Annotated in this window: 16 protein-coding genes; 7 read left to right on the top strand and 9 right to left on the bottom strand. The window is 57.5% G+C overall.

The features are described 5' to 3' along the window. Position 1: 1 nt before the first annotated feature. From ABUK12_RS20420 to ABUK12_RS20390, 7 genes are all read right to left on the bottom strand, one after another. Positions 2-613 carry a 2-dehydro-3-deoxyphosphogluconate aldolase gene (locus tag ABUK12_RS20420; RefSeq protein WP_410013525.1) on the bottom strand — a complete coding sequence of 204 codons (612 nt, stop codon included), beginning with the start codon at positions 611-613 and terminating at the stop codon, positions 2-4. Next, positions 603-1,496, bottom strand: a complete 894-nt coding sequence (locus tag ABUK12_RS20415) for a 2-dehydro-3-deoxygalactonokinase (protein WP_410013524.1) — start codon at positions 1,494-1,496, stop codon at positions 603-605. The genes ABUK12_RS20420 and ABUK12_RS20415 overlap by 11 nt, the downstream gene beginning before the upstream one ends. Next, positions 1,493-2,392 (bottom strand): dihydrodipicolinate synthase family protein, encoded by a 900-nt coding sequence (locus tag ABUK12_RS20410; RefSeq protein WP_410013523.1) that lies wholly within the window; start codon positions 2,390-2,392, stop codon positions 1,493-1,495. The genes ABUK12_RS20415 and ABUK12_RS20410 overlap by 4 nt, the downstream gene beginning before the upstream one ends. Continuing rightward, complete coding sequence (locus ABUK12_RS20405; RefSeq protein ID WP_410013522.1) at positions 2,386-3,546, bottom strand: mandelate racemase/muconate lactonizing enzyme family protein; 1,161 nt, start codon at positions 3,544-3,546, stop codon at positions 2,386-2,388. Before ABUK12_RS20405 ends, ABUK12_RS20410 begins: the two co-directional genes overlap by 7 nt. Before the next feature lie 20 nt (positions 3,547-3,566). Then, on the bottom strand, positions 3,567-4,889 hold the full coding sequence (locus ABUK12_RS20400) for an MFS transporter (protein WP_410013521.1): 1,323 nt from the start codon (positions 4,887-4,889) through the stop codon (positions 3,567-3,569). Between the two features lie 241 nt (positions 4,890-5,130). Beyond that, entirely contained in the window at positions 5,131-6,285 is a 1,155-nt protein-coding gene (locus ABUK12_RS20395; protein WP_410013520.1) for a porin, read from the bottom strand. A gap of 235 nt (positions 6,286-6,520) precedes the next feature. After that, complete coding sequence (locus ABUK12_RS20390; protein ID WP_410013519.1) at positions 6,521-8,191, bottom strand: methyl-accepting chemotaxis protein; 1,671 nt, start codon at positions 8,189-8,191, stop codon at positions 6,521-6,523. A 539-nt stretch (positions 8,192-8,730) separates the two neighbouring features. Between ABUK12_RS20390 and ABUK12_RS20385 the strand changes: the two genes are divergently transcribed. Beyond that, positions 8,731-9,531, top strand: coding sequence for a (S)-acetoin forming diacetyl reductase (locus ABUK12_RS20385; protein WP_410013518.1), 801 nt, complete (start codon positions 8,731-8,733; stop codon positions 9,529-9,531). A gap of 185 nt (positions 9,532-9,716) precedes the next feature. On the opposite strand, the gene ABUK12_RS20380 is transcribed toward ABUK12_RS20385, so the two are convergent. Next, positions 9,717-11,372, bottom strand: coding sequence for a methyl-accepting chemotaxis protein (locus tag ABUK12_RS20380; protein ID WP_410013517.1), 1,656 nt, complete (start codon positions 11,370-11,372; stop codon positions 9,717-9,719). Positions 11,373-11,699: 327 nt separating this feature from the next. Between ABUK12_RS20380 and ABUK12_RS20375 the strand changes: the two genes are divergently transcribed. Genes ABUK12_RS20375 through ABUK12_RS20360 form a run of 4 tightly spaced genes read left to right on the top strand, consistent with a single transcriptional unit; the run spans position 11,700 to position 16,137 of the window. Then, positions 11,700-12,824 (top strand): FIST N-terminal domain-containing protein, encoded by a 1,125-nt coding sequence (locus tag ABUK12_RS20375; RefSeq protein WP_410013516.1) that lies wholly within the window; start codon positions 11,700-11,702, stop codon positions 12,822-12,824. After that, positions 12,802-13,917 carry a sensor histidine kinase gene (locus ABUK12_RS20370; RefSeq protein WP_410013515.1) on the top strand — a complete coding sequence of 372 codons (1,116 nt, stop codon included), beginning with the start codon at positions 12,802-12,804 and terminating at the stop codon, positions 13,915-13,917. The genes ABUK12_RS20375 and ABUK12_RS20370 overlap by 23 nt, the downstream gene beginning before the upstream one ends. Further along, on the top strand, positions 13,908-15,005 hold the full coding sequence (locus tag ABUK12_RS20365; RefSeq protein WP_410013514.1) for an HDOD domain-containing protein: 1,098 nt from the start codon (positions 13,908-13,910) through the stop codon (positions 15,003-15,005). The genes ABUK12_RS20370 and ABUK12_RS20365 overlap by 10 nt, the downstream gene beginning before the upstream one ends. Further along, positions 14,998-16,137, top strand: coding sequence for a response regulator (locus tag ABUK12_RS20360; RefSeq protein WP_410013513.1), 1,140 nt, complete (start codon positions 14,998-15,000; stop codon positions 16,135-16,137). The genes ABUK12_RS20365 and ABUK12_RS20360 overlap by 8 nt, the downstream gene beginning before the upstream one ends. Positions 16,138-16,195: 58 nt before the next feature. Here the strand turns inward: ABUK12_RS20360 and ABUK12_RS20355 are convergent, their stop codons facing one another. Next, positions 16,196-16,843 carry a TetR/AcrR family transcriptional regulator gene (locus tag ABUK12_RS20355; RefSeq protein ID WP_410013512.1) on the bottom strand — a complete coding sequence of 216 codons (648 nt, stop codon included), beginning with the start codon at positions 16,841-16,843 and terminating at the stop codon, positions 16,196-16,198. 76 nt (positions 16,844-16,919) lie between these two features. On the opposite strand from ABUK12_RS20355, the gene ABUK12_RS20350 reads away from it, so the two are divergent. Next, on the top strand, positions 16,920-17,654 hold the full coding sequence (locus ABUK12_RS20350; protein WP_410013511.1) for an SDR family NAD(P)-dependent oxidoreductase: 735 nt from the start codon (positions 16,920-16,922) through the stop codon (positions 17,652-17,654). A 544-nt stretch (positions 17,655-18,198) separates the two neighbouring features. Next, entirely contained in the window at positions 18,199-19,488 is a 1,290-nt protein-coding gene (locus tag ABUK12_RS20345) for an MFS transporter (RefSeq protein ID WP_410013510.1), read from the top strand. Positions 19,489-19,557 lie beyond the last annotated feature (69 nt).

The following is a 19,557-nucleotide window of genomic DNA, read 5'->3' as shown; positions in this document are numbered from 1 at the left end:
ATTACAGGGCGGGGCCGGCCGGACTTCGCCCCATCAGCGCCACGGCGCGCCGGCGGGTAAGGGACGGCGGCTGTCCAGGCCGGTATAGCGCCGAACCGATCCCCACGCTATCGTAATACCGCAGATAGTCCGCCATATTGTCCGCATCAATGCCGCCCACCGCGCAAAAGGGAGTGGCATGGCAAAACGGCCCCTTAATAAGCTGGGGCCAATTTGCCGGCAGCGCCGCCGCCGGAAAGATTTTCAGCGCGCCGGCGCCAAGCGCGCTGGCGGCGAAAATCTCGGTACTGGTGTACACGCCGATACAGGTTTCCAGCCCCTGGGCCTGACAGGCGCGGACGACGTTTTCGTCAAGGTTGGGCGTGAGGACATAATCAGCGCCGGCCTGCGCGCAGGTCGCCACCTGCGCGGTGGTGATGATGGTGCCCGCGCCGAGATTCACCTGTCGCCCGAAGTGGCGTTTGATAGCCTGGATACTTTGCGCCCAGTCCGGCGAATTGGCGGGAATTTCCACATCGCTGATACCGCTGTCCACCAGGCCGGTGACCTGCGCAATAACGTCGGCCGGGGTTATGCCCCGCAGGATGGCGATGACATTGCCATTAAACAGCATCGTCGAATACCTCGTTCAATCCGGTGATAATCGCCTCTTCCGCCGCGAGAGTGGTACAGGGAAGATGAAGTAAATGACATGCCCGCTGATAGCGTTCAAGCAGGATGGCGGAGCCGATGAAGCACACGCTTTCGTGCCGCGCATGGCCGGTCAAGACTTCATGGCCCACCAGCAGGCCGGATAGCCAGGCCGCGGCAAAGGCGGCCTCGAATTCGCCAAGGATATAACGCCCCCGGCAGCGGAACAGTTCGCTGAGCAGGGTGCTGTCGCCCCGGTCAATGGCCTCGGCGGTTTCCACCCCCTGCCGGAAAATGTCCTCGGAAAAATCCTGCTCGCCAAGCCCCTTGCCGACCACCGAATGATTCAGCACCAGGTGGTACAGTTCGCCGGTCATCAGCGTGCGCAGGCCGACGATTTTTTGCTGCCGGCGATCAACGGTTATCCATTTGCTGTGGGTGCCCACGGCGGCGAATATCCGCGCGTCGCTGATGCTTAAGGCTCCTGCCAGCTGTATCTCCTCGCCGCGGCAGATTTCGTGCTCCTCGCGGCTGCAGATGCCCGGGCGCACGGTGACGGGATTGGGCAATACGTTTTCCAGCGGCAATCCGCGGGCGGTCAAATCATGAAAGCTGACCGGAAGCGCCAGGTAACCGGCATCCACTATGCCGATATTGCTGCCGATCATGCCGCACAGGATAACCGGCACGTGTTCGTCGTACTCATCGCCCAGCCGCAATAGCTCCTCGCGCAACACTGCGCCCAGCTGCTCGCGCCGGCAGCGGGCGACGCCTTTTTCAGATTGCACGGCGCGCACCACCCTGCCCTGTTTGACGCGCATGGCGCGAAAATTACTGGTCCCCCAGTCGACGGCAATGTAGTTCATTGCGCCCGTGCCAAAATCGCCAGCGGCAGATGGTCGGTTATCTCCTGCAGCTCCAGACGCGTCGTCTCGTCGAGCCCCTTTGCCGGATCGCGCACCGCGGCGGTGGCGAACAGTCCTGAGCGGTGCAATATCTCTTTATGCACCGCCACACCCAATCCTGGCTGCACGCCATAGCGCAGGAAGGGCAAATAACGGTAAAACAGCGCCCGCGCCGCCTCCTTGTCATGTTGTTCCCAGGCCTGCAAAATCGCATTTATCACCTCGGGAAATTCACAGGCGGGCATGGTGCCGACAATGCCCCGCGCGAGTTCCTCGTATAAGAAACCGGCGTTGAGTCCGCCGAAAAGCCCGACCCTGTCACCCAGCGCGGCCTTAAGCTGGCTGATTTTCAGCGTGGTGGGCGGCTGTTCTACCTTGATGTAGCGAATCTGCGGGAAATCCTCACACAGCCTTATCAGCGTGGGAACCGGAAAGCTGACGCCGGTCATTTGCGGCGCGTCCTGAATCATAATCTCGATATCGCTCTGTCGGCAGATGTCGCGGTAGAACCGGTAGATCTCGTCCGGGCCGGGTTTTACCACCGACGGCGGATTGATCATCGCCACCTCCGCGCCCCAGCGCTCAACGCGTTTAATCTCCTCTATCGCCACCGGCGCCGCCGCGCCGCCGGTGGCAACCACCAACGGCAGGTCTCCGGTCAGGGCCTTTACGCTCTTAAAAATCGCGTCTTTTTCCTGCCCCGTCAGCGCATAGCCTTCCGAGGCATTGCCAAACAGCGCCAAACCGTCGATACCCTGCTCAAGCAAAAAGCGCACAAGTTTAACAATGGCGGGGAGATCGACCTCCCCCTGGTTATCAAAAGCGGTTGCCAGTATCGGAACATTACCTTTTAACATGCGTCACTCCAGTGATTTTCACGTACTTTGTCTTCATTGATGTCAATACCCAGGCCAGGCCCCGCGGGCAGCGCATAGTGACCGTCCCGGCAAACCAGGGGCTGGCGCAGCAAGCTGTTGGCCAGGTCAAACACCGGCGGCTGGAACTCAAGCATAAAAAAGTTGGGCAGCGCGGCGGCCACGTGGATGGAGGCGGCGATACAAGGACCCAGGCCGACGCTCAGATGCGGCGCCACCAGCAGGTTCCAGGTTTCGGCAAGGGCGGCGATATGCATCAGTTCGGTAATGCCAGTACGCCCCACATCCGGTTGCAGAATGTCGACGGCGCGCTGCTCGATATAAGGACGGAACTGATAGCGGGTACGCTCTGTTTCGCCAAGGGCCACCGGCACCGCGCTTTTCCGGCGTAATTCCCGATGACCCGCGACATCCTCGGGCAGCAGCGGCGCTTCAAGAAAACCGACGTCACAGGCTTTAAGGCCTTCCGCCAGCCTTACCGCCTCGTGAACGCTGTAGTTCCAGTGCGCGTCGATAAAGAGGGTTGCCTGCGGCCCGAGCGCTTGCCGGATGGCGCGGACATTTTCCAGGTCCTCGTCGACGCCATAGCCCAGCGCCAGCTTGACGGCATTGAAATTTTTCTCCTGCCATTGCCGGGCCAGCTCGCAGCGGGCTTCGACGGTCGGGCGCGGCAGACCGGAAACATAGCAGGGAACCTGCGCGCGAAAGCTGCCCCCAAGCAGCTGGTGGAGCGGCAGCCCCAGAATATGCCCTTTGAGATCCCACAGCGCGATATCCACCGCCGCCAGCGCATCAATATGGTAGCCGGCGGTATGGCCGCGATCGCGCATTGAGTTGTACATCTGCGCGTTGAGGACATTGCTGCTAAACGGACTGGCTCCCAGCAGCAGCGGTTTAAACAGGTGCGTAATCAACTGCGCGACCACCTGCGGCACCACCGGGGCCAGCGCTTCGCCCCACCCCACATGGCCATCATCACAGGTTATTTTCACCAGGCAGGTTTCCATTTTGCGTGAATAGACGCAGCGGTATTCAGGGCGATAGTAGTAATCCCCGCCGCCATCCGGATCTCCGCCGAGATAAATCTGCTGCGGTTTGATTTTTAACGGGAAACACTGTACGTCGACGATCTTCATATCCACTCCGGTTTTGCGGGTTAATCCAGTTTTTTGCCTGCGGTCTCTTTGGCGAGGCACACGGCGACAAAAGAGATAAGCGCGGTCAGCATGACGTAAAAAGCGGGCGACAACGGATTGCCGGTGGCGGAGATAAGCCCCGCCGAGACCAGCGGCGTTACGCCGCCAAAGACCGCCACCGTCATGTTGTAGGCGATGGCGATGCCGCCGTAACGCAGCGCGGTGGGGAAAAGCTCCGCCATTGCCGCGCCGCAGCCGCCGTTAAATAAGGCGACCAGCATGCCGAGCAGGCTCATGGCGACGATGGAGACGGCCACCGAACCTTGCTCCATGACCATCATCGCCGGGTAGGTCAGCAGAATAAAACCGCCGCAGCCGATAAGCATCAGCGGCCGGCGTCCCCACCGATCGGAGAGATACCCCGCCAGCGGCATGACGATGGCGACGCTGAACAGACCGAGCATGGTGATCAGATAGGAATCGGTATGGGAATAATGCAAATAGGTGGAGAGATAGCTGGGCATAAAAGATTGCAATACCCAACTGCTCACCGCCTTCACCACGACAAAACCGACGCAAAACAGCAAGGCGCGGGTGGAGGTGGTAAGGGTGGTACGCAGCGGGGAGTGTTCCAGTTTTCCCGATTTTTGCAGCATATGGAATTCGGCGGAGTCTTCCATATTGCGGCGCATATAGAGACCGCCCAGCCCCAGCGGCGCGGCCAGGAGGAAAGGAATGCGCCAGCCCCAGTCGTTCATCGCCGGCTCCCCCAACTGGTGGGTCAGGAACAGCACCAGCCCGGAACCGCAGACAAACGCCATAAAACTGAAATTTTCACTCCAGCAGGTCAGGCTGGCCCGGCGATGAGGCTGCGCGCTTTCCGCCAGATAGGTGATAACGCCGGAACTCTCGCCGCCCGCGGCGAATCCCTGCACCAGGCGGGTCAAGACCAGCAGCACCGGCGCGAGTATGCCGACGTGCGCATAGGTGGGAAGAATGCCCATCACGAAGGTGGAACAGGACGTGATGACAATCACCGTCACCAAGACTTTCCGCCGCCCCAGCCGGTCGCCCATCGAGCCGAAGAAAAAGCCGCCCAGCGGACGCATTAAAAAACCGGAACCGAACACCGCGAAGGATTTCAGCAGCGCCACCGTCGGGTCATTGCTGGCAAAGAAGTTGCTGCCGATGATGGCCGCGAGCGTGCCGTAAAGGCCAAAGTCGAACCACTCGATAAAGTGGCCGACGCCCGCCGACATCATGATTTTAAACGTCCGTTGTCTTTTTGTTTTTGATGTCTCGGCCGGATAGTCCTCTGTCCGGTGAGTGATGGAATTGCTCATTTTATCTCCTGAACGAAACGTCATATGCCTGGCGGTACATCGGGACACCGGCAGGCCTGGGCAGCTGTTTTATCCGCATAACCCGCAGTGTAGGCGGCGGCGGGCGACAAGCCACTACGCGTGGGCGTTGCGTGAGAGCAGTCATAAAACCCATGCGGAAATTGCTTCATATGGTGAAGCATTTGCCAAAACAGCCCTGGATTGCGTTAGTACTCATCTCGATTGAATAAGGGGGGTGTTATCAGAACCGATACCAGAGGCGGACCCAGTTTTCATCCGGCTGGTTATCCGTGGTATTGCTGAAGGTGCGTTCATAATCAATTTGGAAGCCATGGGGCAGTTCCGCGGCAATCCCCAGGTAGGTGTGGTTCGTCTGGTAATGCTCCCAGCGCATCCCATCGCCGGCGATATAAGGCTTGACGGCGGTAATGGCCCGGGCGGCCACCGGCCACCGATACGACGCCATATATTCCCAACCCCGCGCCTGCCCTTCAAAATAGGCCGTCGGCACCCTGGCGGTACGCCGCGGAATAAAATCATGGTAATACCCGGCCGTTGCCGCCAAAGTCCAGTTATCCGGTTTCCATTGCGCCGCGATACCGGTTATCTGTTGATTATAACCCGCTGTATCCGCGCCATCCCCCGTCGGGGCGCGGCTGATGATATAAGCCCGGGTATAACTGTAGGCGGCGCTGAGCGTCAAATCCTTGGCGATATGGTAATCCATGCCGCCGGCGCCGCCGGTTTGGCGCTGGTAACGGACATTGTCGCTTCTGATATAATAATCATTCACCGGCGCGTCCCAACTGGCGCTCAGGGTTACCGGTCCCGCGTCCTGGACATATTTGAGCAAATATTTACCGCGGTAGGAACCATCATAATTGCCGTTGACGCCATTGTTCGACCCTTGACCGTGCATATCATTATCCCATACGTCGGTTTTGGCGCCGATAACACTGTATAAGACGCTGTTTTGCTGTCCGAAGGTCAAGGTTCCATAGGTCTTGCTGGCGATACCAACATAATGTTTACGGGTGAAGGTGGTATCTTTATTATGATCAAAATGGCTGCCGGCCCCGAGCTCATTAAAGATATCGATACCGACTTCGTAATACCATACTAGGTTAATATCATCATTGAGATAATAATTTAAAGAAGTATGAATAAAGCTGCCGCTGTCATATCCCCGCTGCATATAGGTGTGATCATCGGCCGAGCCCATTTTATTACGATATTGCGGCCGGATAAGGCCGCCGAATTGCCATTCCACCCCGTTAAGCATAGGCAGATTATTATTTCGGTTAAGCAGCATGATATCCGCCCTGGCCAAATCAGGCAGGGCAATCAGACTCAACAATACTGCGCTGAAGAACACAGTCGGTTTTTGTAGGGCCATTATTTTATTATTCCTCTGGAAATTGCGGCATTATTCCCGGCAAAAGCTCGGGTATCCGGCAGTGTATGCCGGCGCGGACGGGAAGCTATCGCCCATGCGCGTTGCGTGAGAGGAGTCATAAATTCATTGGCGATATTGCTTCATATAGTGAAGCAATTAACAGGCGTAGAGGAGAAAGGGATGCGCGCCGAAGATTCCCGCCCTTAGAGTGCGGGCGGGAATGTGCGGCGGGGGACTAAAACGTTTCCCAGTTATTGTGAGCCTTGTCGGGCCTGGCCGCCGCTTGTGCCGGGGTAAGGGTGGCCCGGCTAGCAACCCGGTTGATCTTATCGCCGCCATTGCGCGCGTCCGCAGCCTGCGGCAGATGAAATACCGCGACCGTTTCCGTCAGCATCCGGGCCTGTTCTTCCAGCGAGGCCGCCGCCGCGGCCGATTCCTGGACCAGCGCCGCGTTTTGCTGAGTTACGCCGTCCATTTCCGCCACCGCATTGCCCACCTGGCTGATGCCGCGGCTTTGTTCTTCCGACGCCGAAGAAATTTCGCCCATCAAGTCGGTTACCCGGGTCACCGCCTGCACAATGTTATGCATGGTTTCACCCGCGCGGGAAGCTTGCCTGGAGCCGGTATCCACCCGCTCAACCGACTCCGCGATCAACCCTTCTATTTCCTTCGCTGCCTGGGCGCTGCGCTGGGCCAGGCTGCGCACCTCCCCCGCCACCACGGCAAAACCACGGCCCTGTTCGCCGGCCCTGGCCGCTTCCACCGCCGCATTCAACGCCAGGATATTGGTTTGGAAAGCAATGCCGTTAATCACCCCGGTGATATCGGCGATCTTTTTCGAGCTGGTGGTGATGCTTATCATGGTTGACACCACGTCATCGACTATTGCGCCGCCCTGTCTGGCGGTATCCGCGGCATCTTGCACCATCTTATTGGCCTGCATGACATTTTCGGTATTTTGCTTCACCGTGGCGCTTAACTGCTCCATGCTGGCCGCCGTTTCTTCCAGCGCCGCCGCCTGCTGCTCGGTGCGCGATGAGAGATCGGTGTTACCCAGGCTGATTTCACCCGCGCCCTGGTAAATGGAGGCCGACCCATCGCGGATAGCGGTGACGGTACGAATCAGGTTGCGCTGCATTTCCTGTAGATCAGGAATCAGCGAGCCAACGTCGTTACGGCCAACATCGACGATGGCATCATCCAAGTGTCCTTCTGATAGCGTATGCAACTGCGCCTTAATGCGGCCCAGGGGTTTAATCATATAATTGACGAGATAGCGATCGGTGAGGAGCAGTATGACTACGCCGGCGATAATGGCCGCAATGAGTATGGTCTTACACCTGTCAACCATCACTACCATTTGCCGCGCGCTTTGGTCCGACATGGCCGCTGACTTGTATGTTTCCGCCGCCTGCCCAAAGGCGAGGCTGAGCGGGGGATACTGCATCCTGAAAACCTGACGAAATTGTTCAATATCTTTGTTCTGCACCGCGCGGTATAACGGCTCCAGTCCCTGGGAAACCATACGCGACCACGTCGCGATCATGTTTTCGGTCACCGCGGCGTCTATGGAGGGATGAGGGCGCAATTTGAATTCAGCCAGCGCATCCGCTGAGTTTTTCATCGCCACCGCGGCGGAGGCCAATACCTTATCGGCATCGGCCGTTTCTCCCGTCTGGCTATAATCCATAGTACGCGCCAACCGGGTAACGGTGCGGAAATATTGGTCGTTACCACGGGTAATGATATCAATATCTTTTTTCTGATCTTCACTGACAGTCAAAAGATGAGTGACCTGGCCCAATGACGATAGGGTAAATGCCGCAACACCGCCCCAGAGAAGCAAAAAAAATCCAAGCGTGATGATTAATATCACTCTGATACTGCTGTTTTTAAAAAAATTCATAAAACTGCTCCTATTCATCATTTCTATGCTGACATCCGGGCATAGGCGTTATAAGCCAATCAGTTGTAAATAAAATATTACCCACACCTTATCGATTGGCTGATCTGAGCTTTTATAGGTATCGGTTTATGTGGGCGAAACTTTATAGCAAGGGGGGGAGAAATCAGCTCAAAAACAGAGAGTTAGAATGTGAATGGTTCGTATGAATGCCTACGTCGGTCATTAAAAGCCAAGCCGCTTAAGCCTACATTTAGCCCGCCTATTCTCATGATATTAATAAATAACAGCTTTAAGCCACTCAAGGCATCATCATCGCCCATTTCCCCTCAGTATTATCTCATAATAAAAATATATTGAGCGGGGGCCGCTGCGGTATTTACGCCTGTGTTTAATTGCAAAATTCCCAACTATTCTGTTTCTGTTAATGACTTATGCCAGGATAAAGTCTTTTTTTCTGCTATGCCTAGATACTCGATAAGAGTAATCAGAAGCCGTTTACGTAACGGTTTGCATGTAAACCAGAGACCCAGGAGGATACAGTGGTCGATTCAAGCAAGAAAGTCGCGGTTGTGACCGGGGCCGGACAGGGTATTGGCAGAGCCATTGCGCTGCGCCTGGCGAAAGATGGCTTTGCTATCGGCAGTCTGGACTTTAACGCCGAGACGGCGAAACAGACGGTGGCATTGATCGAGGCAGCCGGCGGCAAAGCCCTGGCCGTGGCGGTGGACGTGGCGAAGCGCGAGGATGTCATATCCGCTGTCGACCAGGTGGTGGCGACGTTCGGCCGGCTTGATGTCATGATTAATAATGCAGGTTTAGGCCCGACAACGCCTCTTGAGGATATTACGCCGGAAATCTACCATAAGGTTTTTGACGTGAACGTGGGTGGCGTCTATTGGGGTATCCAAGCCGCCCTTAAACACTTCAAAACCAGGACACCCGCCAAACCCGGCGACATCGTCGGCAAGATAATCAATGCTTCATCCCAGGCGGGACAGGTCGGCAACCCTGATCTGGCGGTCTATGGCGCCACCAAGTTCGCCGTGCGCGGCATTACTCAAACGGCGGCGCGCGACCTGGCTAAACTGGGCGTTACCGTCAATGCCTATTGCCCGGGTATTGTGCGTACGCCGATGATGGAAAACATCGCTAAAAAAGTCGCCGATGAAAATAAACAGTCCCTGGAGTGGGGTCTGCAACAGTGGGCGAAAACGGTTGCGCTGGGCCGGATATCCGAGCCGGAAGACGTGGCGGCCTGCGTATCCTATCTGGCGGGACCCGACTCAGACTATATGACCGGACAAGCGCTGATTATTGATGGCGGCATGGTCTTCAACTGATAGTCTATGGATAAAAAAACCGAGGCGCGCCCGCACGTTAACAGGCGGGCGCGCCGAAGCCGGCGGTGCGCGGAGCGTACCCATCCGGACACATTTTTCCCGACTGATGGATCCTTAATCCCAGTCCCTTTTCCGTCCCGGCGAACAGGGGCGGGCTCCCGTGTAGCGCTCGGGGGCTAACGTCTTCAGAATGTTTCCCAGCCGGCATTATCCTTGGGGTTATCAAGGGGCTTAGCGGCACGACGCGGCGATGCTTTGGCGCCGTTTTGCCGGTTCTCTTCCTGCCGCCCTTGCGGTTCATGCAATTTGAACACCTGAATAGTATCAAGAAGCAGGCGTACCTGCCCCAGCAGCGAGGCGCTGGCCGCTGAGGACTCTTCCACCAGCGCGGCATTCTGCTGCGTGACGCCGTCCATCTGCGAAACCGCGAGGTTAACCTGGTCGATACCGGCGGACTGCTCTTGCGATGCCGCCGAGATTTCCGCCACGGTGTCAGTCACGCACTTCACTGACGACACGATTTCATGCATGGTTGCGCCGGCGCGCTCCACTTGCCCGGCGCCGATATTGACCTTGGCCGCGGAGTCCTCTATGAGCAATTTGATCTCCCTGGCGGCAGATGCGGAGCGTTGGGCCAGGGTGCGTACTTCGCTTGCCACCACCGCAAAGCCCTTGCCGTGCTCACCCGCGCGCGCGGCCTCCACCGCCGCATTCAGCGCCAGTATATTGGTCTGAAACGCGATGCTGTCGATAACCGAAATAATCACGGAAATTTTGCTGGAACTGGAGGAAATCTCGTTCATGGTCTGGACGACTTCCGATACGGCCTTGCTGCCGGACTCGGCCATTTGAGACGCGTTAGCGGCAAGCTGGCTGGTCTGGCGCGCATTCTCGGCGTTTTTCTTGACGGTGGAGGCGAGCTGTTCCATCGAGGAAGCGGTTTCTTCCAGCGAAGATGCCTGCGCCTCGGTGCGAGACGACAGATCGGTATTGCCTGCCGCAATTTCTTTGGAACCGGTGTTGATCTCTTCGACGCCCAGGCGGACCTGCGTGACCAGACGCATCAGGCTTTGCTGCATGCCGCTGATGGCGGAAAGCAATTTACCGATTTCGTTTTTGCTTGATACCTGTATGTCGGCGGTTAAATCGCCTTTGGCGACCGCATCCAGTTGCACAATCGCATAGTTCAATGGTCGCAGTATGATGTTTCGCAACACGTACAACACGGTAAGGGTTATCATAAAGGCAATAAGCAATACGATGGTCATCGTCCACAGCAACTGGCGGTATTCGCTGTTGCGCATCTGCGTCAGCGCGTTTACCGTTTCACGGGTGTTTTTCTGATACTTCTCCAGCGAGGTAGAAAACCGCCCTCCGGCTTTGTCGATATCCTGTATGTTGATAGCGTAATAGCCTTGCACATCCCCCACCTGCAGCAGATGCTCCGCCTGGTCGAGAAGCTGGCTGAGCGCATGCGCCGAGTCCACCAGTTCAGTCTTGATGGCCTCATCGCTGCTTAGCAATACGGGAAGGTCTTTGAATAACTGGATATTGGCCGTCATGCGCCCGTGGGTCTTCTCGATGTTTTTGAAAATCCAGTCATCGGCCTTGCCTTCTTTCAGCAAGCTGGCATAGACCAGGGCAAAGCCTGCGCGGGTACGCGCGGAATCTTTATAGACATCATTGATCAGGATCACCCGGCTGTCGGCCTGGTGAACGAACTCCGTCGTGTCGTTTGAGCGCGTGAGCGCAAACAGGCCCGCGCAGGAAATCGCCAGAATCATCAGAGCGAAAATGGAAATTGCGCCAGTCAACGCAAGTCGTACTGAAATATTCTTCATTAATGATTATTTTCCATAACTGAAACAGCAACACCGGGAGCGGGCGCAATGGATCGTTGTGCGTCGTCGACGTGAGGTTCTGTGGCCGGACACAATGATTGACAATGAGTACTTAACGACCAAAAACCAGGAAACTTTAACTTTTAACGTTACCCCGCCGCCCTTAAGTCAAACCGCGAAGACGCAGGCTATTCCCTGGCCGCAACACGGTTGCTATCTCTGCCGCAAAGACCTAATCTCTTCCCATCGCTATAAACCAAAGAATTTTGAATCGAACGAACGCGGGATCGCAGGCGAAAGTTCTACTCAGAATTGGGAGAGCTTGTCATGAATGATCAATTCCATTACGCCAGCAGCGAGTCGCCGGACCCGCGCCAGGCCGTCGCCGAATTTGCCAGCCAGCTTGGCCATGAAGGCATCGATACCGTTCTTTTCTTCTGCTCCCCTGACTACGACCTGGACATCCTGGGCCAGGAATTGAAGAACGCATTTTCCTGTCCCTGCATCGGCTGCACGTCCTCCGGACAGATTGGCAAGGAAGGCTTCCAGCACTCCGGGCTGTTGGGTCTCGGACTGGACGGCAACTTTCGCACCCGCGCCTTCCTGATTCAACCTTTGACCAACTACACCGCGCTGGTGGCCGACATCGCCGAAGCCATTCGCCTCGACTGCGAGGCCAGGCCGAACCTGCAGCGCTTCGGCCTGCTGCTGGTAGACGGCCTCTCTATGGCCGAAGAACGCCTGGCGGCGAACCTCTATCAGCAGATCGGCAACATTCCCATAGTCGGTGGTTCCGCTGGCGATAACCTGCGATTCGAGAAGACGCACGTTTATGATGGCAATGGCCATTTTATTTCCGACGCGGCGGTATTCGCCGTTATAGAGACCAACGCGCCCATCACCATCTTCAAGGTCCAGCACTTCGAGCCCAGTGAGGTGGAACTCGTCATCACCGGGGCCGATCCTGAGAAAAGGCTCATCCTGGAGATCAATGGCGAACCTGCCGCCCAGGCTTACGCGGATGCCCTGGGCCTGACGGTGCGCGACTTGACGCCGACGGTATTCTCCCGCAACCCGCTGGTGCTCTCCTTCGGCGATGAGCCCTACATCCGCTCCATCCTGCGGTGGAACGAAGACCTTTCTCTCACCTGCTACTGCGCCATCGAGGAGGGATTGATCGTGGCCGTCGGCAAAGCGAAGGATCCCGTCCAAACCTTCAAGCAGGCTTTCGCCAAGGTCCGCGAGACCATTCCCGAGCCTGCGGCCATCATTGGCTTCGATTGCATCCTGCGCCGTATCCAGTTCGAGCAGGAAGGGCTGGAACAGCAGATCGGCAGCATCATGGAGCAGAATCATGTCGTGGGATTTTCCACCTACGGCGAGCAGTACAACGGCGTGCACGTGACGCAGACATTCACGGGCGTCGCCATTGGAGGACAGAACATTGCCTGATGAAGCCTGTCCGCAAGCGTCCGCCGGCGAATACGAGCGCAAGCTCGCCGCCCGGGACAAGACCATCGAGGTCCTCAAGCGCCGCATCGCACAAGAAGCCAGGCGCGGCAACGCGACGCCTTTTGCCATCCTAGAGCAGAATGTGGGCCTGGAGAAGGTGGTCGCGCGCAAGACCCTGGAGCTGGAAAACGAACGGCGCGAGCTCGAAAAAGCCCTGTCCGAGTTGCGCTTGACCCAGGCTCAACTGCTGCAGGCGCAAAAGATGGAGTCCATTGGCCAACTCGCCGCCGGCATCGCCCATGAGATTAATACGCCGACCCAGTACGTCTCCGACAATGTGGGTTTCGTTAAAGGCGCCACCGTTTCACTGCTAAGCCTGTTGGACGCCGCCCTGGCGCTGGCCGAGGCCGCGCGCGGGAAAATGGCCGGGGAATCCGTCATGGCGGAATTCGACGCGATCCTCAAACGCACCAAAGTGGATTTCCTGCGCCGCCAGATCCCGGGCGCCCTGGACGAATCGCTGGAGGGCCTTGGCCATATCGCCAAGATCGTGTCCGCCATGAAGGAATTCTCCCATCCCGCCCAGGACGAGAAGGAATGGGTGGATGTGCGCGAGGTCATCAATACCACCACGACCGTCGCGCGCAACGAATGGAAATACGTGGCGGAACTTGAGACGCGTTTCGAGGATGACTTGCCGCAGCTGCCGTGTCTGCGCGACATGATTGGCCAGGCCATTCTCAATCTGGTGGTGAACGCCGCCCACGCCATCGCCGATACCATCCAGGAAGGCGTCAAGGAGAAAGGCCACATCATCGTATCGGCGGCGCGCAACGGCGAATATATTGAAATCCGGGTCACCGACGATGGCGGCGGCATCCCTGCGGGGATCCGCGATCGCATCTTCGATCCCTTCTTCACCACCAAAGCGGTAGGCAAAGGCACGGGCCAAGGTCTCGCTATCGTCTATTCAACCGTGGTGGACAAACATGCCGGCCGCGTCTTCTGCGAGTCCGAAGAAGGCGTGGGCTCGACGTTCATCCTGCAACTGCCCCTGCACTGCGATAAAGAGGAGTGCCCGGCATGCAAGTGATGTTCGTTGATGACGAAAGCCGGGTACTCTCCGGCATTGAGCGGGCGCTTATGCTGCAAGACACCGAATGGGAGTGCCGCTTCGCCACCAGCGGCCAGGAAGCGCTGGCGATGCTGGAGGAAGAGCCGGCCGACGTGGTGGTGTCCGACATGCGCATGCCGCTCATGGACGGCGCTGAATTGCTTACGCGGGTACGCGACCGCTGGCCGGGCACGATACGTATCATTCTGTCCGGCTACTCCGAGGCCAGCTCCACCTTGCGCATGGTGGACGTGGCCCACCGGTTTGTCGCCAAACCCTGTGACAGCACGGCGCTGCTGGCGATGGTGGGCGGCGCCCTGGCCCTGCGCGCCCTGTTTCAGGACCCGGCGGTGGTCGAGGCCGTGGGCCGCATCAGCAGACTGCCGGCCGCCCCGAAAGTCTTTACCGAAGTATGCCGCCTCCTTGCCAGCGCCGGCGGCGATACCCGACGCATCGCCGGGCTCCTGGGCAGTGACCCCGCCCTGAGCGTCAAGATTATGCAGTTGGCTAACTCGGCCTTCTTCAGCAGAGGCGGTCGCATTCATGATATCGGCAACGCCATCACCCGCCTGGGCCTGGATCAGGTGAAGCTGCTGGTCCTGGCTTCCCAGATCTTTGCGGATGCGAGTACGGACCCTTATGTGGACCGGTTACAGCGGACCTCGCTGCTCGCGTCCACCCTGGCCGCCCGCATTTCCGGACACCAGGAACTGGAGCCGACCGCCGCCCTGCTCGCCAGCATCGCACGGCTTATCCCCGAACTGAGGGAGCCTGGCCGCGAGGTATCCGCCACCCAGGACAATACGTCCATGCATGCCGCGGTAGGCGCCTATCTGCTGGCCTTGTGGGGTTTGCCCATGGACATCGTGGAAGCCGTGGCCTATCACGTCGAGCCCTCCCGCTCTGCGGAGAAAACCTTCGGCGTGACCGGCGCCGTGCATGTCGCGGTCGCTCTCGCCAACAACCGTATCCCCGATCTGGATTATCTCGAACAAACCGGCGTGCTGAATAAACTGCCCCTGTGGCAGGAGATGCTCGCCCACACGCAGGAGACGCTTGATGACTGAAACCGCCTTGCCCCGGGTGCTGTGCGTAGACGATGAACCCAATGTGCTCGCCGCGATGGAGCGCAGTCTCTTTAATGAATTCGACGTGGTGGTGGCTCTCAGCGGTGAAGCCGGCCTGCGCGCCGTGTCCTCGGGCGAGCGTTTTGCCGTGATCATGTCCGACATGCGCATGCCCGGCATGGACGGCGCCGCCTTCCTGTCCAAAGTGCGGGCAGTCGCCCCCGACAGCGTGCGGATCCTTCTCACCGGACAGGCCGACCTGGCATCCTCCATCGCGGCCATCAACCAGGGCGCCATCTTCCGCTACCTCTGCAAGCCTTGCCCCAGGGAGGAACTGGTATCGGCGCTCAATGACGCGGTCGGTCAATACCGTCTCGTTTGCGCGGAAAAAGAATTGCTGGCGACCACCCTCACCGCGTCGGTCAAAACGCTGACTGAGGTCCTCGCCATGGTCGCGCCATGGGCTTTCCAGCGGTCGGCCTTCGCCCAGTCCTGTGTCATCCACGCGCTGCCCAAGCTGGCGTGGCCTGATGGATGGCTATACACCATCGCCGCCTCATTGAGCCAAATCGGCTGTGTGGGCGTCCCCGCCGACATCGTCCAGGCCGATGTGGCCCAGAGAAAACTCTCGGAGGACGAAAAAAAACTCCTCCAGGAACACCCGGATGTCGCCGCCCGATTGGTTGAGCACATTCCCCGCCTCGAACTGGTGGCCGGGATTATCCGCCACCAGGCCCGTGAGGCCGCGCCAGACGCGCCCCTGGAGGTTATCCGCGGCGCCCACCTGCTGCGCGCCGCCCTTGAACTGGAACGCCACGCGGCGCGGGGGCAAAGCCTGGAACGCCCGTGGGAAATCCTGCGCGCGGCGCGCCCGGCGATCCCCGAGTACATCATCAAAGCCCTGGCTGATTTTCGCGCTAACGTGGCCGGCGCCCGCACCGTGCGCTTTAGCGAACTGATGCCCGGCTGGGTGGTAGACGAAGATATCCGCACCACCAACGGTTTGATGGTGCTGACCAAAGGTCATGAACTTACCGACACCGCCATATCCGCGCTTCAACGCCTCCTCGCCGCAAATGCCGTCAAAGAGCCGATCCGGGTGCGTGGACGGCCGGACGCCGCGGCGTCTTAAGATCCACGCCAGGCTCCCCGGGGGAAAATGGCTTAGCCTGTGTTTTCTCCCCGCGGCACTACGCGTCCGCCGGCGGCATTTTCGCCGCGTTCAGATAAGTACAGAACATTAACGTCAGCTGTGATGTCAGGCCGCCGCCAACGAACAGTTCCGACATATTCCTGACGAACACATTGCAGACGGTGCCGCACAGGACGTTCAACAGCGTCAGGTTCACCGTAGCGAGATCGGCAAATTTCGCGTCCGGGGCGCTGGCAAACATGGCCTCGCTTGCCGCTTCGACACGCCTGGTCATCGCCTCGACCAGTTCGGCCACATCCACCTCGGCCGCCGCACGATAGAGTGCGCTCGTCACATCGCGGCGCTCGATTTTGGCTGCAATGTAGGTGCTGACGAGCGCGTCGCTCATCTGCGCATAGGGTTTCCCGTGTTGCGCCAGACAGGCCGCCTCAACCCGTTCCGCCAGCATGATGAGATATCTTTCATTCAGCGCATAGAACAACGCCTGCTTATTGGGAAAATACTGATATAGCGAGCCAACGGATACCCCCGCCCTTTCAGCCACGCGCGTTGTCGTCAAACGGGTTGGCCCCGCGGCTAATAAAACCTGAATCGTCGCGTCGAAAATGGCCTCGACAGTGGTGGCCGATCGCGCCTGCTGCGGGACTTTACGGGCGCTGAGGCTGCGTTTGGGGACCGAAAACATAAGCGAATTCAAAACCTGAAGAATTATTCTTATTCTTAATGTGATCGGAATAACCGAAATTATCAAGGAACTTCACATGACAAATATCGCTAACCGCATTGCGCTCGTGACGGGCGCCAATAAAGGAATCGGCCACGAAATCGCCAGGCAGCTTGCGCAAAAGGGTGTCTTCGTCCTGGTGGGTGGACGCGACGCGGGCCGAGGTAAATCCGCGGCCGATAAGCTGGCCGCGCAGGGTTTGCCGGCGTCGTTCATTCAGATTGACCTTTGCGACGCGCGGAGCATAGCCGCGGCCGCGGCCAGGATCGACGCCGAGTATGGCCGCCTCGATATCCTGGTGAACAATGCCGGCGTTTCCGACGCCACGGACGGCGCGCCAGGCGCCGCCGCCCTGGACGCGGTGCGTCGGGTATTCGACACTAATTTCATCGGGACACTGGCGGTTACGCAGGCGATGCTGCCGCTGCTGCGTAAGTCCGAAGCCGGGCGTATCGTCAATCTATCCAGTAGCCTGGGTTCATTGACGCTCAATGAAGATCCCGACTGGCCGTACTACGATGTCCGGTTTATTGGCTACAACGCGTCAAAAGCCGCGCTGAATATGCTGACGATCCAGCTCAATGCCGAACTGCGCGCTACCGGGATTACCGCGGTATCTGCCTGCCCAGGCCTGGTGAACACCGAGCTAAGCGGAAATCGGGGTGATAGGATGCCCGCCGAGGCGGCGGTATTTATAGTGCGCCTGGCGCTGCTTACTGAGCACGACCCGAAAGGCGCCTACCAAAACGAGCAGGGTAGCCTCCCCTGGTAATGTAGACGCAGTCGGGTATGCAGTAGCGCGCTGATGCGCGCAATGAACGAGCCGGCTTGCTCCGCGCCAGCGGCAGCCGCGCTCTTTTTCGCGGGCCATCAAGCCCGCGGATAAAGTGTCCAAAGTGTGATCTGCATTGTAGTACAAGATAAAATTATGGTGCTACAATCACCAACAGATAATTATTGCGAAAGAAACTGCTTGGAAGCAACGACACATTCTTTCATCCATCGGGCAGAACGCCATATTGCCTTTAATACTGACTGATAAATATATTTTCAGCCGGTGGGCCATTAATTTTATTTAACTTAAAAAATTAATGAGTTCTTTTTATTGTATAACGTGCTGCGGTAGTTCATTAGGTTTTTAACACTGTATTGTTTATTTTGTCACAAAGCCAAAGCGCGCATCGTCTGCAAACACAATTTATTTTCGATGCTATAACAATGGATTTCATGCGCGTTTTCAGTTTCTATCAAAAATATTATCAACTCACTACCCACCTTACCTTACATGTTGTAGTTTACTGAACGGGATGAACAAGATGGATATCTCAGTAGCCACCGTGCCGTCCAAACGGCGCTATATCACATTGCTCATGATCTTTATTACCGTGGTGATTTGTTATGTCGACCGCGCCAATCTGGCGGTAGCGTCGGTGCATATCCAGCAAGAGTTCGGTATCAATAAAACGCAGATGGGATATGTCTTCTCGGCATTTGCCTGGACCTATACCCTTTGCCAGATACCCGGAGGCTGGTTTCTCGATCGCGTCGGCTCAAAAATGACCTATTTCATTGCCATTTTCGGCTGGTCCGTGGCGACGCTCGGCCAGGGATTCGCCAATGGTTTGATTTCACTCATGGGCTTGCGCGCCATCACGGGGATGTTTGAAGCGCCCGCGTTTCCAACCAATAACCGGATGGTGACGAGCTGGTTCCCCGAGCAGGAACGGGCATCGGCGGTTGGTTTTTTCACTTCGGGGCAATTTGTCGGTTTGGCTTTTCTGACGCCGCTATTGATCTGGGTACAGGAAATGCTGAGTTGGCATTGGGTGTTTATTCTCACCGGCGGAGTAGGCATAATCTGGTCGATTATTTGGCACGTTGTTTATCAACCGCCGAAAAAAAGCAAAGGGATTAATGCGGCCGAACTGCATTATATCGCAGCCGGCGGCGGCATTATTGACGGCGATGCACCTACCGCCAAGGCGCAACGCGTGTCCATGACCGCGGCCGACTGGAAGTTAATATTTCACCGCAAGCTGGTCGGCGTTTATCTGGGGCAATTTGCCGTAACCTCGACGTTATGGTTTTTTCTCACCTGGTTTCCCAATTATTTGACCCAGGAAAAACATATCGGCGCCCTGACCGCCGGATTTATGACTACCGTACCTTTCCTGGCCGCGTTTGCGGGCGTATTACTGTCGGGTCTCTTTGCCGACCGTATGGTGCGCAAGGGCAAAACCATTGGATTTGCACGCAAAACGCCCATCATCTGCGGCCTGTTGCTGTCAACCTGCATTATGGGCGCGAATTATACCAACGATCCTGTTTGGATTATGACGCTAATGGCTTTAGCCTTTTTCGGCAACGGTTTTGCTTCCATTACCTGGTCGCTGGTATCGTCGCTGGCGCCGGTGCGGCTGATCGGACTGACCGGCGGCGTGTTTAACTTTGTCGGCGGGTTGGGCGGCATCACCGTTCCGCTGGTGGTCGGCTATCTTGCCCAGGATTATGGTTTCGCGCCGGCATTGATCTATATCGCGGCGGTCGCCCTGCTGGGCGCATTGTCATACCTGTGCCTGGTGGGTGAAGTAAAACGCGTCGGCTGATATGGCAGACCGCTAAACCCGCCGGATGGGAAGCATCCCCAAGGAATCACCGGCATTATTGCCTGCCGC

Source organism: Sodalis sp. C49 (assembly GCF_046352915.1).
Taxonomy (GTDB): Bacteria; Pseudomonadota; Gammaproteobacteria; order Enterobacterales; family Enterobacteriaceae; genus Acerihabitans.
The sequence above is the reverse complement of the archived record's forward strand: the minus strand, read 5'-3'. Positions and strand labels throughout refer to the sequence as shown.